Origin of the sequence: Methanococcus aeolicus Nankai-3 (assembly GCF_000017185.1) — an archaeon.
Lineage (GTDB): Archaea > AGJL01 > Methanococci > Methanococcales > Methanococcaceae > Methanofervidicoccus > Methanofervidicoccus aeolicus.
In genome coordinates, this window is record NC_009635.1 from 122,752 (window position 1) to 139,622 (window position 16,871).

The 16,871-nt window shown below is 29.1% G+C and carries 11 protein-coding genes; 5 read left to right on the forward strand and 6 right to left on the reverse strand.

Translation table 11 applies throughout. The annotated features are described in order from the left end of the window. The first annotated feature begins 218 nt into the window (after positions 1-218). Positions 219-1,346, forward strand: coding sequence for an ABC transporter ATP-binding protein (locus tag MAEO_RS00565; RefSeq protein WP_011972836.1), 1,128 nt, complete (start codon positions 219-221; stop codon positions 1,344-1,346). Between the two features lie 43 nt (positions 1,347-1,389). On the opposite strand, the gene MAEO_RS00570 is transcribed toward MAEO_RS00565, so the two are convergent. From MAEO_RS00570 to MAEO_RS00590, 5 genes are all read right to left on the reverse strand, one after another. Continuing rightward, a complete protein-coding gene (locus MAEO_RS00570) occupies positions 1,390-2,469 on the reverse strand; it encodes a FecCD family ABC transporter permease (protein WP_011972837.1) in 1,080 nt (359 codons plus the stop codon). Next, the gene (locus MAEO_RS00575) at positions 2,469-3,518 is read right to left on the reverse strand and encodes a FecCD family ABC transporter permease (protein WP_011972838.1); all 1,050 of its coding nucleotides are present in this window, start codon (positions 3,516-3,518) and stop codon (positions 2,469-2,471) included. The genes MAEO_RS00570 and MAEO_RS00575 overlap by 1 nt, the downstream gene beginning before the upstream one ends. A gap of 76 nt (positions 3,519-3,594) precedes the next feature. Further along, a complete protein-coding gene (locus MAEO_RS00580; RefSeq protein WP_011972839.1) occupies positions 3,595-5,706 on the reverse strand; it encodes a PKD domain-containing protein in 2,112 nt (703 codons plus the stop codon). 11 nt (positions 5,707-5,717) lie between these two features. Next, positions 5,718-6,605 carry a hypothetical protein gene (locus tag MAEO_RS00585; RefSeq protein ID WP_011972840.1) on the reverse strand — a complete coding sequence of 296 codons (888 nt, stop codon included), beginning with the start codon at positions 6,603-6,605 and terminating at the stop codon, positions 5,718-5,720. Further along, a complete protein-coding gene (locus tag MAEO_RS00590; protein ID WP_011972841.1) occupies positions 6,606-7,154 on the reverse strand; it encodes a cohesin domain-containing protein in 549 nt (182 codons plus the stop codon). It lies immediately after the preceding gene. A 158-nt stretch (positions 7,155-7,312) separates the two neighbouring features. Here MAEO_RS00590 and MAEO_RS00595 point away from each other — a divergent pair, with 158 nt between their 5' ends. Next, on the forward strand, positions 7,313-8,677 hold the full coding sequence (locus MAEO_RS00595; protein WP_011972842.1) for an ABC transporter substrate-binding protein: 1,365 nt from the start codon (positions 7,313-7,315) through the stop codon (positions 8,675-8,677). 109 nt (positions 8,678-8,786) lie between these two features. Next, positions 8,787-11,717, forward strand: a complete 2,931-nt coding sequence (locus MAEO_RS00600) for an S-layer protein (RefSeq protein WP_011972843.1) — start codon at positions 8,787-8,789, stop codon at positions 11,715-11,717. Positions 11,718-11,855: 138 nt separating this feature from the next. Here MAEO_RS00600 and cobN read toward each other — a convergent pair whose 3' ends face one another. Then, a complete protein-coding gene (gene cobN, locus MAEO_RS00605; protein ID WP_048062344.1) occupies positions 11,856-15,545 on the reverse strand; it encodes a cobaltochelatase subunit CobN in 3,690 nt (1,229 codons plus the stop codon). An 88-nt stretch (positions 15,546-15,633) separates the two neighbouring features. On the opposite strand from cobN, the gene MAEO_RS00610 reads away from it, so the two are divergent. Together MAEO_RS00610 and MAEO_RS00615 are read left to right on the forward strand one after the other, a co-directional pair. Continuing rightward, positions 15,634-16,083, forward strand: a complete 450-nt coding sequence (locus MAEO_RS00610) for a 4Fe-4S dicluster domain-containing protein (protein WP_011972845.1) — start codon at positions 15,634-15,636, stop codon at positions 16,081-16,083. After that, positions 16,080-16,844, forward strand: coding sequence for a sugar phosphate isomerase/epimerase family protein (locus MAEO_RS00615; protein ID WP_011972846.1), 765 nt, complete (start codon positions 16,080-16,082; stop codon positions 16,842-16,844). The genes MAEO_RS00610 and MAEO_RS00615 overlap by 4 nt, the downstream gene beginning before the upstream one ends. Positions 16,845-16,871: the final 27 nt, after the last annotated feature.

Consider the following 16,871-nt stretch of genomic DNA (forward strand, 5'->3'; position numbering starts at 1 on the left):
AGTATCGGAGCTCCAAGGTATAGCCAATCTTCGAACTGTTTAACACGGAGGACATAAAGATAAGACTGTTATGCGTAATACCTAAATTAAACCCATAATTATTTAATTATTAATTATTAATTATTTTGGACTAATATGGGACAGTTTTTGAAAATTGACTATAATTGGATATAACTTCATAAATACATTACAATAAAATATAATTTATAGGCGGTATAATGTTAAAAACAGAAAATTTATCAGTAGGATATGGAAATAATATCATTGTTAAAAATATAAATTTGGACATGAAAGAAGGGGAAATTTTATGTATAATAGGTCCCAATGGTGCTGGGAAATCCACACTTTTAAAAACAATAGCAACCTATTTAAAACCAAAAAATGGTGCCGTATATTTAGACGGAAAGAAAATCCATGAACTAACTCCCTCGCAACTTGCAAAAGAAATGGCAATAGTGCTAACTGAAAGAGTAAATCCCGGAAATATGACAGGATTTGATATTATTGCTATTGGGAGACATCCCTATACGGATTTATTTGGTAGATTATCGAAAGAGGATAAAGATATTGTTGTTGATTCTGCAAAATCCGTAAATGCCGAATATTTATTGCATAAAAATTTTTTTGAAATGAGTGATGGAGAAAGACAGAAAATAATGATAGCTCGGGCACTTGCACAAGAACCTGAAATTTTAATTCTTGACGAACCTACAAGCTACTTAGACGCAAAACATAAAATTGAATTAACCCTGCTGTTAAGGGAGCTCTCCTCACAAAATAACCTTGCCATAATTGTAACCCTGCACGATATAGAACTTGCTTTAAGAATTGCCGATAAAATGGCACTTATAAAAAACCATGAAATTTTAGCTTTTGGCTACCCTGAAAATGTTATGAGTAGGGAAGTAGTAAATAATCTTTATGATTTAGATAATGCAAATTATGGTGAATATATAGGATATTTTGAATTAAAAAATAAAATAAAAATAAAAAATAAAAAAGTGTTTATAGTATGTGGTGGTGGAACGGGAGCTCCCGTTTTAAGATATTTGGTAAAAAATGGATATGAGCCTGTTGTAGGAGTATTACATAAAAATGATGCCGATTATTTTATTGCCGAAAATATGGGCATAGATATAATTGCTGAAGAGGCATATGACCCAATATCTTATGAAAAATTTGAGAAGGCAAAAAAAGAAATAGACCATGCCGATGCCGTGGTTTATACTAAATTTCCATCTGGTAAAACCAACATATTAAATAATGAATTGGTAGAATATGCAAAAAATAAATATATGAAATCTATTTTTTATGAATCTGATATTTCTGTATTAAAAGATATTTAATTATATTATTATATTTTGGGAGCTCCGCGGAGCTCCCAAATATTTATATTCTTATTTTTTTTTCTCCCCTATATACCATATATATTACCAACAAACCGCCCAAAATATCTAAAACAGAACCTATGGGGAGTGGTGAAGCTGGTCGAGATATTTCATAAATATAATATATTGGAACAAAATATTTCAATGAAATTATATGGCATAACAGCATCAAAACCACCCCCAACAACATTGTTGTTGGCATTAACCATCTATGGTCAGAAGTTTTTATGAGTGGTCTTGCCAAGTAAGGACTGGCTATACCTACAAAGGCTATTAATCCAACATATGGGATTATTGCCCCTACTATAAACGAAGTTGTTAATAGTATCAATATCCTAGTTTTTTTTACATTTAATCCAAAACTTTTAGCATATTTCTCTCCAAATAGTAGGGCATTTAATGGTTTTATTAAAAATATTGATAACAATATAAATATTATTGTGCATATTAGCATATTGGTTATATCGGGGATATGGATTTTAGTTATCGTTCCCACCATAAACTCCCAATACTCTTGAACTTGAATATTTTGAGCATTTGCTATTAAATAAGACCTTATCCCTCCAAACAGATAACTTAATAGAAGGGCAACAATTATTACTCCATTGGATTCTTTAACTCTTAAAGCAATTATTATAAGCATAGTCATTGAAAGTAATCCGCCACACCATCCCGCTATTAATATTTTATCTGTTCCAAAAGTATCTAATAAAGAGGACACACTGTTTATAAATATAACTAGTGCAACTATTAATAAAACACCCGAGGATATTCCTGTAGTATATGGTGAGGCTAAAAGGTTTCTAAACAGAGTTTGAAGCATTAACCCAGCACCAGACAAAGTTAATCCTATAAGAATTGCTCCCAATATCGGAGGAAGACGAACTTCTTTTAGCATAAAATCTTTAAATTCATCGCCTGTTGATTGTAGCATTACAAAATTTGTTACATCTTCACAACATATTGTTTTTGCATTTCCTCCATAATATATGCCAACTATTGGAAGAACAGCAGATAAAAAAACCAATAGCAATATAACTAAATATCTATAACTTTTTTTGTGCTTATTTCCGTTTTTCATTATATCCCCATCTTTTTAATTTTTAAATAAATTACAATGGCTATGGGAGCTCCGATTAAAGATAATGGACATAGCAACGGTAAATTATTTGATGTTGTGGGAATTATTACGCCAGGTCTTGTAATAATATCTGCAACTATTAAAAATATTCCTCCTAACAACGCTGTTATTGGCATCACATACAGATGTTTTGAGGTTTTACAAATCATTCTTGCAATAATTGGACAGGTAAGTCCAACAAAGGCAATAGGTCCCGTAAATGCTACAATGGTGGCTGTTAGAATACAGGACAATATTATTAACCAAGTTCTCAAATTTTTTATATTTACTCCCACACTTATAGCATAATTTTCGCCCAATAAATTTGCATCAAGTTTTTTTGATAAAAATACATAACAAATAATTGAAACTGGAATAACTACAATAGCCATCAATATAATTTGCTCCCAAGTTAAATTATTTACCGACCCCATACCCCACAATAAAAACCCAGAAAGTTGGTCTTCTTCTTCTCCAATATATTCGCCTAAATATATTATGGCTGTTGTTAATCCCGAGGCTATTGCCCCAATCATAAGACCACAAATCAACAGCGTAGATGTTTGTTTGACAATTCTTGCTATATTTATTACTACAAACATTGTGATAAATGAGCCCAAATATGCCGATAAAATAAATCCGTAAATTGAATGGGGAAACCCATGTTTAACCAACACCGATGTAAATATATACAATACTACCCCCAATGAAGCACCACTTGCAATTCCCATTAAATATGGGTCAGCCAAAGGATTTCTAAAATAACCTTGCATTAATATACCAGCTAAGGCAATCCCGACACCTGCCACAACTGCTCCGAGGGTTCTTGGCATTCGTAAATTTGTTATAATTTTATCTTTAATGGTGTTTCCTGTTGTTCCATCATACAGGTAATTTATTATTTCGCTGTTTTTTATATCGACCGTTCCCAATGCCATGCTGTATATGGATGTAGCAATAAGTAATGTTGTTAGAACACCAATCAAAACAGAAAATCTTTTAAAATGCAATTTTTCACCTGCTTTTTAACGGCATGATTTATTTTTAAATTTTTTTATATTATTTATAATATTATTTGTTAATTCATTAGAAAATAGCACCAATATGTTTCGCAACAACTAAACCAGCTATAAAGCCTACAATAGATATTAGGCAATAATAAATAATATCAGACTTTTCCACATAATCTAAATCGATGGTTTTATTAATTACAATAGTTTTTGGTACTTTCTGCCTGTTTATATTTACAATTACTTTTGAACTATTTATTGAGATATTTTTAGTATATTTTATTACATCTATTTTTTCGGACGAGACAATTTTAACTTTTTTGTCAAAGCTCCAAGTATAATATGATAATTCTGCATTATCCATTTTTTTATTAAGGGGATAATATGCAAGATTCCACTTTATGGTTGAAGTTTTAGATAGATTTATTGGAATAATCATATTTTTTGTTTCATTGGGATTTAATTCAAAATTATATTGATTTCTCGGAGCTCCGATATCTGCATACTCTACAAAATCAACATAGGCATTAACTTGATATGGTAGTGGATTACTTATGTTTAATTTTAAAAAGACCGTTTTATTTTCTCCATCTTTTCCTATTATTTCACTCTCTGAAAGGGAGTAATTTAATGGATTATATTTGTTAATTGGTATTATAATTTTAACTTCATCAGATGCATTTAATGTATCTTTTACTGTTAATTTTACCGAATAATCTGTATAATTTGAATATGTATGTATTGGATTTTGATTCGTGGAATAGTCACCATCTCCAAAATCCCACTCATAATTTAATTCACTATCGTCTGCATCATAGCATAGGGCATAAAAATTTACAACCTTGTTATTGTGCATAGACATTATGATTTTTGCAGATGGTGGCATATTTGCCCCTCTCTCTATGACATTTACAGTTAAATTTTTTGTAGGGAGCTCTATTTTTGTATAATTTGAATAAATTGATAAATTTCCAACAAATAATTTTGAAGTGGTATTAATATTGGTTTTTGGAGATATTTTAAATTTTAAAATACTATATGTCCCATTTGTTCCATTATTTAATGAGATATTAAAATATAGATAATCCCCATTTAATGTAATATTTGAATTATTTACTTTATCATATATTGTAGAGTATTTTGAAATCTCGTATTCATTTACTTCAAATAATGAATTATTTATATACAAATAGCCTGAAAAATTTGTTAAATTTTCATTAATATTGTAGGTTTTTAATTTAATTTCTTTTGAATATCCTAATGATAGGTTTGTGTTTTCATTGTATCCATCATCTACATAGAATATTAGCCCAACAAAATTTGATATATTTTCTTGTGTTTCTTTTGTTTGCACTGTAATATTTTTAATTTCCTTTCCATTTACCATTAAATCCATTGAGATATTGTATTTGCTGTTATTGACAATTATAGGTATTTTTAAAAAATCAAACATGGTATTATTTTCATATTTGCTATTTGGCACAACATAAAATGACATTTGATTATTTGATAAATTATATACTCTAAATTCATCACATAATATTCCTGTTGGATAGGGATTATTTTCAATTGAAACATTGTTAAAATAGATATTTCCAGATATATTTTTAATTGGAATTTTGGCACCATTTAATGATAAAACTGCATCAATATTTTTATTTAATTCAAAATCATTTATCGTAATTATGCCCACGGTTTGATTTAGTGGATTTATTGTAATGTTTGAATTAATTATCGTAATATTATTATATCCAACTCCATTTATATTGGATACAGCTGTTTTAGATGATAGGGATATTGTTGCTGGAGGACTGGTTGCCTCATTTAGTGTCTTAAATGATAACGATGCTATTGTAATATTTCCAGATGGTTCGTTGGAGAACCATGCTATCTTAATAGATCCTGTTGATAAATCTGCCTCTTTTAGATCTGCATTATTTGAAATATCACTTAATTTTATGTCTGTTAAATTCAGTAAATTTGAATCATAAGATAAGGTAGTTTCAAATCCACTACATTTTGTATCATTTGGAATATTTTTTACAAATAAATCTAAATTAATTGTATCTCCAACTATTGTATTTGTATTGTTAGGAGTTAATTCCACAGTTATATTTTCTGCATAATTAACCCCCACAACCAAAAAAGATAATAAAAATAATTTTAAAAATAGAGATAATTTCTTCATATTATTCACCATTATATTTTAGATGTAAGGCGAAATGCCACCCCACTAACTAAACTAACTAAAAATATCGCTGTTAGAAAAGTATAATCTTTATGCACTTTATTATTTACACTCAAAACCACACTTACATTGGGATCTATTTCTGAAATATTTACCTCTTTAACTAAAACCGTAGGTTCTGAATTGTTTGGATATATATTTATTTCATTTATTATTTTGGGAGCTCCACCTGTGTATGAACTTACTTCACCACTGGTATCTTCGCTAAGTTTTTTAGATATATTTTCGCTACCAATTCCATTTATTGTTATTTCGCAACTTTTGAATATTGTATTTGGATAATAAGAATAATATGCCCCTCTTTTTTCGGAATATATACTTATTTTATCTCCATTGTATCCTCCACCATATTCGGAAACTAGGGCAGTATCTTTATCTTCTTCTTTATTTGTGCTAAAATTTAATGTTATTTTTCCTTCCTTTTTTGGATTAAATAATACAGTTCCAATAATTAATTTATCATCATATTTTGGTTCATTAAACATAATATTTAAGGAAAATTTTCCATTTTCAAAATTATAGCTTTTAATTTGCTCATCTTTATAATCATCACTCCAATTAAATCCAATGGGCCCTATATTTTCCTCGGGATATTCAAAATATAATTGCATACCACTAATTCCACCATCTAAATTATTTTTACTAATGGATTCAGATGTTTCTATGCTATCTTTGGGAGGAATATTTTCAACGGATATATTTAATTTTATTATTTCCCCAGAGGTTTCCATATTTTCGGGCTCAAATTTTAAGATTAAATCTCCCTGTGCATAAGATGGAGACAATATCACAAAAGTAAAAAACAAAACAAATAAAGTGATAAATGTAGGTAATCTCATTTATTCACCCAATCCAAGTAATTTTTTGAAAAATGAAATAATTTTTGAAAATATTCCTTCGTTGGCGTTATTTTCACTATTATCATTAATATTATCAATAACATTTAATTTTAAATTAATATTATTCATTTTTATTTCATTGGCATCTTTATCGGCGGCTTTTGGTGTTATATGTATTGTGGTATTGCTACTGTCTTTTAATACTTTAACTTTAATTGTAGCAAGATAAAAATCCGATTGCATTGGCTCATTTATTAACATAAATGAAATTATGCCATTTCTATCCGAAAAATCATTTTTATAATAGTTACTAGCTTTTTTCCTAATGTCATCATTTTCCAAAACATTTATAATTTTTAAATTATCTGGCACATTAACTTGGCATTCAAAACCAGATAATGATTCATTATTTTTAATTGTTATAACAATGTCAAATGTATCTCCAACATTAACTTCTGATGGGCAGTTTACCTCAACATTTGATGCAAAAGCAGACGATGCCCCCATAAAAACTATTATTATTGCCATTATTGGGAAAATATATTTCATAGAATCACCATAATACTAATTATAAAGATATTTTTAATTAATATAAATAAAACCATAACTTATATATATTATATTCACTTCATGTTATTCAAGTAATCTACATTATAATTAACTTAAAGTTAAATATCATACCATATAAAGTTTTTGGGTGAATACTTATGTCGAAAAATATAAATATAACATCATTAGTATTACTAAGTATGGTATCCTTCATACTATGCATAGTTCCAGTATATGCTGATGGAGATTATAACCATAGATTAGGAGATGTAAATGCAGATGGTTCAATAAATATTATAGATGTTGTATATTTATTCAAAAATAGAAATCTCGATTATGAAGATGGAGATATAAATGCAGATAATTCAATAAATATTATAGATGTTGTATATTTATTCAAACATTATGACCAAATGAGAGAACCAATAAAATATGCAGAAAATATTAAATTAAAATATTATAATGAAAATGGAAATGAAGTAAATCCATACAATGGAGAATCATGGAGTTATAAAATATTTGAAGATGCAACGGGACAGAAATTTCTTTTGAAAAATGAATCCCAGCCAGTTCCAACATGGGCTGATGGAAAATATGATAAAATATTAACCGTTCCATTAACAAGCGTAGTTACAATGAGTTCCACACATATAGCATTAATGGAGCCATTAAATGACGATGGTTCGGTTATTGGTTCAGTTAAGGGTGTTATGTGGGGCGGAAGCTACACTTGGTATTTCGATAATATTAAACAGGGACTTGATAATGGCTCAATACAAGATGTGGGTTCAAGTTATTCTCCAAATTGGGAAAATATCACAGCATTAAATCCGCAGGCTGTAATTGTATATCCAGGATATAGTGGAGATGCAATAATTGAAAAATGTAAAAGTTTAAATATAACATATATTGCAAATTCAGAATATTTGGAAGGCTCATACCTTGCAAGATGTGAATGGGTTAAATCATTCGCCGCATTTTACAATAAAGAGGAAGAAGCAAAAAAATATTTTACAAAAATAGATAAAAGAGCTTTAAATGTGAATAGAAAAACCTATAACAGTGATTATACGGTTTTAGTAGCATGGGGTAAAAATTACCCAAGTTATGGGGGAACATATGTTCCAAAAGCACAGGCATATGTTACCAAAGGTATAATTGATAATTGTCATGCCGATTACATATTTAAAGACATTCCCGGAACGGGAAGTTCAAAAATAGATTATGAAACATTTGCAGAACGGGCAAAAAATGCTGATATATGGGTTGTGCCATCAAATACAAATTGGCTGTCAAGCTTCAAAACTGACCATCCCGGATACACCACATTTGAATCTACTAAAAATAACAGGGTATTCTGTATAAGTGAAGATTATTACCAATTAGGACTTATGAATACCGATGAATTATTAATGGATTTGGGAACAATTATACACCCAGAAGCATTCAAAGGAAGAACTACCCATTATTTCCTTAGTTATAATACAGATACAGGAGATGCTACTCCTTACACTGCAAATTAAAAATTAACCTTACATACTCTTTGTATAATATATATGTAGATTACTTGAAAATAAAACCTTATTATATATTATTAATTTTTTTATTTTTACTTATTTTAGGTGGTATATTATGAAGTGGAAATTATTTGCACTTTCGATTTTGATGATTTCTTTAATCGGAGGATGCTGTGCAGAAAATGTATCTGTGGAATTAACCCCCAGCAATGTAAATGCAATAGTTGGAGATACGATTAGTTTGGATTTAGTTGTAAAAAATATTCCAAATGATACAAAATGTAGTGGATTTGACACTACCTTATCTTATGATTCAAATTTACTGAATTTAACAGACATAAAATTAAGTGATATTTCAAATAATGCAAATCTTAAAAGGGCGAATTTATCAACGGGATTTATTAGCTTATCTTGGAGCTCCGACGAACCATCTGGAAATATTACAATAGCATCGTTATCATTTAAAGCACTAAATGAGGCAACCAGCCCAACAACAATATCATTAACTCAGACGATTGTATCGGACATAGAACCAAAGGGATATAAAATTACATTAAATAACTCAAACATAATTATAACAAAACCAAAAGCAGATTTAATAATTGACAATATACAAATAGATAATTTAAAATCATATCAAACCAATACAATACCAATAAAAATTAAAAATATTGGCGAAATAAATGCCTCAGATAATTTTACAGTTAAATTATATATTGATTCCCAAGAACTCAGTGCAAAAACTATCAATGGATTGAATGTGGGAGAAACAAAAACAATAGAATATAACTATATTCCATTAACAAATAAAAATTATACAATTGTTGCAGTGGTTGATTTAAACAATGAAATAGACGAATCAAATGAATCCAATAATCAACACACAAAAACAGTTGAAGCTATTGAACAGCCTATCTCATTAAACTTAATTCCTTCAACAAACCTAACAAAAACGGGGGAGACGATTACAGTAGATATAAAATTAAGCGATATAATCAACAACAGACCCGCAAAAGGAATGGACGGAATATTAACATATGATTCAAAAATATTGGATTGCACAAATTTTACATTTTTAATAAATGCATCAAATGATTATACAAATATTACATATGATAATGGAAAAGTTGTATTCTCAATAATGGACGGAACTATAAACACTTCAACAACCATAGCAAAGGCAACCTTTAAAGCGTTAGATGTTGGAAACTCAGAGATTAAATTGGAGGGGGTTGTTGTATCCGATATAAACGGATATAAATTTAACAGCGTAGTAATTAATCCAAAAACTGTTGTGGTTCAAGGACCAAATATAAAAATAACAGACATATCCATGGAATCATTATATTATAAAACTCCCGCTACAATAAATATATCCATAACAAACAATGGACATCAAGACATAACAACTAATTCAACTAATTCATTTGATGTGGAATTATTCGCAGATTCAACTTCACTGGGAACAAAAACAGTTGATTCATTAAAGGTTGGAGAAACAAAAATAATAACGATTAATTGGACGCCTGCCAACATAAAATCATATACCTTTGTAGCCACAGCAGATAGTTTAAATAAGGTTAAAGAGGAAAATGAAAGCGATAATAAATATGTGGTTAAGGGAGAAGTTAAAAAAATACCTATGTTTATTGAAATAGAAAAAACTTCTGAAAATAATGGGGTAATTAATGCCACTGTTAAAGTAAGCGGAGCTCCCAAACTTAGACCATGTGCAGGATATGACATAACAATATCACTTAAAAACTTAAATGTATTAAATATAAATGCCATTGGAATATCCAACTGGACAGTTAATAACAATACAGTATTTATTACAGGATATAATTTTACAAAATATGGAAATTTCGAACTTATGAATTTAACATTTAATTCAACAAATACCACATATTCGGCAATAATTGAAAAAATAACATTATCCGATGAAAACGGATATGGATTTAAGAAAATAAATAGAATAAATAATATAATTGACCTTGAATATCTTGGTAAATTTATTGTATTGGATAATACTACCAAAGACGCCATTGCTGAAAGTCAAGTTAGGATTGGTGGAGATTTCAATTTAACCAATATTTCATTTAAAAATGGCGATAAATTATTAATTCCATCAACTACAACTAATACAGTAAATATGACAGAAAATATAACTAAAAAAATGGATGAAATAACAGAAAAGGCAAAAACCATAAAAGAAGCCAAAGATTTAGAAAATATTTTGTCAGGCATAAAGCCAATATTAAATGAAGGATTTAATGTATCAAATATAACATTGAATACCACAACAAAAGGCAACATAGTAAATACAATGGTTAAATTTACAGCAACAAACACCACCGGCAAAGGATTTACAATAATGAGAATTCCAATCGGAGATATGAATATTGATAAAATAACGGTGAATACAGGAACCGAAAATATTACTTTGGTAAAAGATGATATTGCCAATAAAGTAGGGTGGTATAGTATTCCAGTTAATGGAGTATTGGAAATAACATTAATTAAAGACCCAGAAGTAAATATTATGTTATCTGCGGAGCTCCCAGTAGCACCAGTTAGCACATCAAGAAGTGGGAGCTCCCACCACACAATAACAGAAACTTATCCCGATATAGCAAAGGACATCAAATCAGAGAAAATAAAAGAAATAGTTCATAATGCAAAGTTAATAATCGGTTCAGAAATAGATAACAACTTATCAGCAAAATGTCTTAAAAATACAACAGAGTTAATAAACAAATCATTAGAAATAACCGAAGATACAATATTAGTCGGAGGTCCAGTAGCAAACCCATTAGCTAAAAAATACCTATGGACATTCAAAGTAAAAATAACCAACGACAACCCAGGAGCAAATAAAGGAGTAATCCAAAAACAAATAATAAACGGACATACAGTAATTTTATTAGCTGGTTCAGATAGATATGGAACAAAAGCAGCAGTAGAATACTTGAAAACACTTGACGATATTCCAAACGAACCAATATTTGTAGAATGGAAAGACGGCAAAGCTGTTAAAATAGAATAATAAAAAATAAAATTAAAATACATAATAAAATAAATATTTTTCTTTTTTTATCCTAAGCAAAGCGAAGGATATAGAAAATCCTTGTGATTTTCTTTATTTTTTTTATATAATTTAAAAAAAATGGGAGCTCCCATTTATTTATAAATCTTCCTCAATCATGCCTTCAATATCTAAATATTTTTTTCTTAATTTTTCCTTAGTTTCTTCATCGGTATTCCATTTTTCCCTTTCTATTGCCTCCAACAATCTTTCGGCAATATTCATTAAAGCATAAGGATTATTTTCTTTAAAAAATTGCTCCATCTCTTTATCGAATACATATTTTTCAGCAATTTTTTCATACATCCAATCATCAATTATATTTGAAGTACAATCCCATGCAAACGCATGGTCAATATATTTTGAAAAGTCCCCCGCACCTTTGTAGCCGTGATTTTTCATACCTTCAATCCATTTTGGATTCATTATTTTGGTTCTAAATATCTCTTTTCCCTCCTCTTTTAAATGTTTTGTTTTTATTTTATTTGGATTTGAGCTATCTCCAATATATGATTTAGGTTGTTTTCCAGAATAATGAGTTATCGCCGAAACAAGTCCGCCGTGATAACTGTTAAAGTCATCACCCTCAAAAATATCCCATTCTTGCGAATCTTCATTTTTTACGGTTAATTGCACTTTTGAAAGTCTATTGACAAATTCTTTTTTAGCATCGACACCATAAACATCTTTACCATACGCATAACCTCCCCACTCAACAAATACCTTTGCCAAATCCTCAATAGATTCCCAATTTTTTTCGGTTATCAAATCTCCAACACCTGCACCATAAGTTCCCGGTTTATCGCTGAATATTCTGTATAAACTTGTTTCTCTTGCAATTTTTTCATCGATGCCGTTTTTTAATTTTTCTTCTACCTCTATTTTATAGTGCTTTTTAATGTAGTTCATTTCATCTGGTTCATCAAGGTTGGCAACGGTTTTTATTGCTTCGTCAATTAAATCCACAACTTGCGGGAATGTGTCCCTAAATAAACCGCTAATTCTTAAAGTCAAATCAATTCTTGGTCTTTTTAGCTCATTTAATGGAATTACTTCTGTTCCAATAACCCTTCCCATTTTGTTCCAAATCGGTTTAACTCCTAAAAGATATAGAATTTCCCCGATATCGTCGCCCTTTGTCCTCATTGTTGGTGAGCCCCAAACTATAACTCCCAAATATTCTGGATATTTGCCTTCTTCATTTAAATATTTATCAATTAAATCATTTGCAAGTATTTTTCCCATTTCATAAGCTGATTTAGTTGGAATTTCCTGCGGATTACATGAATAAAAATTCCTTCCTGTTGGGATACATGCTATGTCCTTTGTCGGAGCTCCTGCTAATTTCGGTGGAATATATTTTCCCTCTAATGCATCAACAGAATGTTTTATTTCCTCATTAACTTTCATTAAATTTTTATATGTTGTAGATATCGTTTTTAATATTTCTTTTAAATCTTTATTTATTTTAACATTTAAGTCCATCATATGTTTTTCATTAAAATCATATTCTTTGTATTCATTAAGTAGATTTATAGCAGTTTCATTTATTTTATCAATTATTTTATGATTTTGTCCCATATTTTCATTTAATTTTTCCCAATTATATCCTAAAATATTGGATATGATTTCTAAATAATTAAATTGATATCTCATAATCATAAAAATCATATTAATTAATTTATCATCGACCAATTGGGCTCCCATTATATGTAGTCCTTCATTTATCTGTCGATTTTTTAACTCCTCTAAATAATCGTGGATTTTATTTAAAAGATTCCCGAAATTATTTTCGTCAATTTCTTCGTCTATTGTATTTCCATCCATCAAATCCTCATCAAGTTTTAACTCCTTAATTTTATTTAATATATTTTTCTTTAAAAATTCCTTCTTTTCCTTTCCTTCTACTTCATAGTATTCATCAATATCCTTTTCCAGTTCGGATAAATCTGCATATAAATCAGATGTTGTCATAGGTGGAATTAAATGACTTATTATTGTTGCATAAGCCCTTCTTTTTGCCTGTGTTCCTTCCCCAGGATTATTGACAATGAATGGATAAATATTTGGGAGCTCCATATTTACATCAGGATAACAATCCTGCGAAAGCCCTGCACATTTCCCCGGAAGCCACTCTAAATTACCATGTTTTCCTATGTGCATAACTGCGTCAGCCTTAAAAACATTTTTAATCCATTTGTAGTATGCCATATAGTAATGGGGCGGAGATAAATCGGGAGAATGGTATAATGCCGACGGATTTTCTCCAAATCCCCTCGGTGCCTGAACAGAAATAAATATATTTCCATTTATAATGCCCGGGATAATTAATTTATCGTCAAAATTCATCATGTCGCCCATGCCATTTCCCCAATCTCTAATCATTTCATTTTTAACCTTTTCCGATAAATTATTAAACCATTTCTCGTAGTCCTCTTTTTTAATTTTTCCAACAGCTTTTTTTATAAGTTCTTCTGTTAAAAACCTTTTATCATTTGTGGCATAGTTAAGCATGTGTTTTATAAGCTCTGTTCCATTTTCATATAACTCAGGATTTACCTCAAATCCTCTGTTTTTCATTTCCTTTAAAATATTTAAAACACTTTCTGGACTATCAAGACCAAAAGCACTGGCTATTTTGTCGTTTCTCGGCGGATAATTGTGGAATATTATTGCTATTTTTTTATCCTTACTTTCTTTTAATTTCAAATTTGCGTATTTTAAAGACAAATCAACAATCTTTTCTACCCTATCGTCTATTGATTTATATTTTATAATAGGAGCTCCTACGATTCCATCTTTTATTTTTTTCTTTCCAGCGATTGGGAAGTGTATAATCTCACCATCAAATTCAGGCATTGCCATTCCAATAACCAAATCAATTGGATTTATCCCTGCTATTGATTTTTTCCATTCATCAATATATCCTGTGGATATAATTGCCTGTAAAATTGGAACATTGAGTTTTTTTAAAAATTCTGGCTCATCTTTTAGGAGCTCTGCTTTAACACCCATCGATAATGCAAATAATGTTGTATTAATCAAACTGTGGATAATTGGTTTGTTGTTTTTATAATAGAATTTCTCAAAAGTTTTTTCTGTTCCAATTGCCCCTAGTTCATTTGCCAAATGTGATGTAAAAACAGCAATAGGAATTGCCCCTTTATCTTCAACCATTTTTATTAAATCATCAACGAAATCAATATTATTTGCTATAAACCAGTTTCTGTAAAATAGTATGCCAATAATCGGTTTATTATTAATAGATATTCCGTTATTATCCAAATAATTAATATAATCATCAAGCGTTTCAAAATACTCATTTTTATAATAAATCCCCTGCCATGGCATCTGTTTTGGTTCTTCATAAGGAATATTCTTTTTTCCAAAAATATTTGCTAAATACAACAAAAGATTTTTATAGTTATCTACTCCTTCATACCCCAAATATTTTATTACCTTTAATTTAACTTCATTACTAACTGTTGTAGCCTCATCTAAATCAGGATGGACTTCATTCAAAGTAGGTAGTGGTAAAAATGGAATATTGTTTTTGTCAAGGAGCTCCTTTAATTTATCAAACTGTTTAAATGCACTTTTTCCGCCCATGAGTTTTGTAAATACAACATTTGCATCTTTAATAAAATCAGAATGTTCTTTAAAATCCTGTTCGGTGCATTTATTATCCAATATTTTAAATTCTATACCGTATTTTTTAATTTCATTATATGCTTCTTCAAAAACTAAATCATCACTATCCACTGTTGAAACAAAAACTATTTTAATAATATCACCCTATTTCAAAATAACTATAAATATTGTTAAGTTATGTTTATTATATTATTTAGTTTTAATTAATATATGTGTCGGTGATGAAATGGACAATACCGAAAGACGGTGCGAATTGTTAATGAACATAAGACAATTTATGATTTTAAATATAGAAATAAAAAAACTTATGACAGAATTAGATGTTAATGAGGAAATATACAATGTCTATGAAGAAATAACGAAGATGGTTAGAGAACCAAATAAAACCATCTATAAAAAGTTTTACAATGGCGGAAAGGAAATTTATTATGCCGAATACAATAAAAAAAGAAAGGATATTGCATGGTTTCCAACAATTGATTATAAAAGATGTAAAAACTGCAAAAAATGTATTGATTTTTGCCCGAAATGTGTTTATGAATTGGAAAATAACAAAACCACTGTCAAACGCCCCTTTAACTGCATAATAAACTGCAATGCCTGTTCATATATTTGCTGTGAAAACAATGCAATAATATTTCCAGATAAAAAATATGAAAAAATAGGTAGATTATGAAAATAGGTATATCAAGTAGTGTTTTTTTAGATTCTAATGCAAATCTAAAAGATACGCTGGATTTTCTAGAAAAAAAAGTTAATTTTGTTGAATTGGTCTGTGATGGCAATATAAATATTATGGAACAAAAAAATATAGATATTTCTTATAATTACGATTTAAATTATACAATACACTGCCCATTAACAGATATAAGCTTATCCTCATACAGGGAAAAAGTTAGAAAGTTCTCTATATCTTATGTTAAGGATATTATAAAAGTGGCTAACAAAGTTGATGCCAAATTAATAGTTCTTCATCCTGGGCATAATATTTTTAAATATGATTATGATAAATCATTAAACTCATTGATAAAATCGTTAAATGATTTAAATATGCTTCAAAATGAATATGGGATAAAGATAACCATAGAAAATATGCCTTCATATGATATGTTTATGTTTAGAAGTCCAATTGAGGAAATTATATCTAATTTAGGAGATTTGGGAATTACCTTTGATGTGGGTCATTCTTTTTTAAATAACAATATTGAGGAATTTTTAGACAAAAATATTGTTGATAAAATATCCCACATACATATTCATGATAACAACAGCGAATACGATGAACATCTATGTATTGGGGATGGAAAAATTGATTTTAAGAAATATCAAAATAAACTCAGTGGTATTAACTGCATAACCATGATAGAATTGCAAAATAAAAATATTGAACATATTGATAAATGCATATCTAATTTAAAAAAATTATATGATTTATAATATGTGATAAAGGAAAATAATGGATAA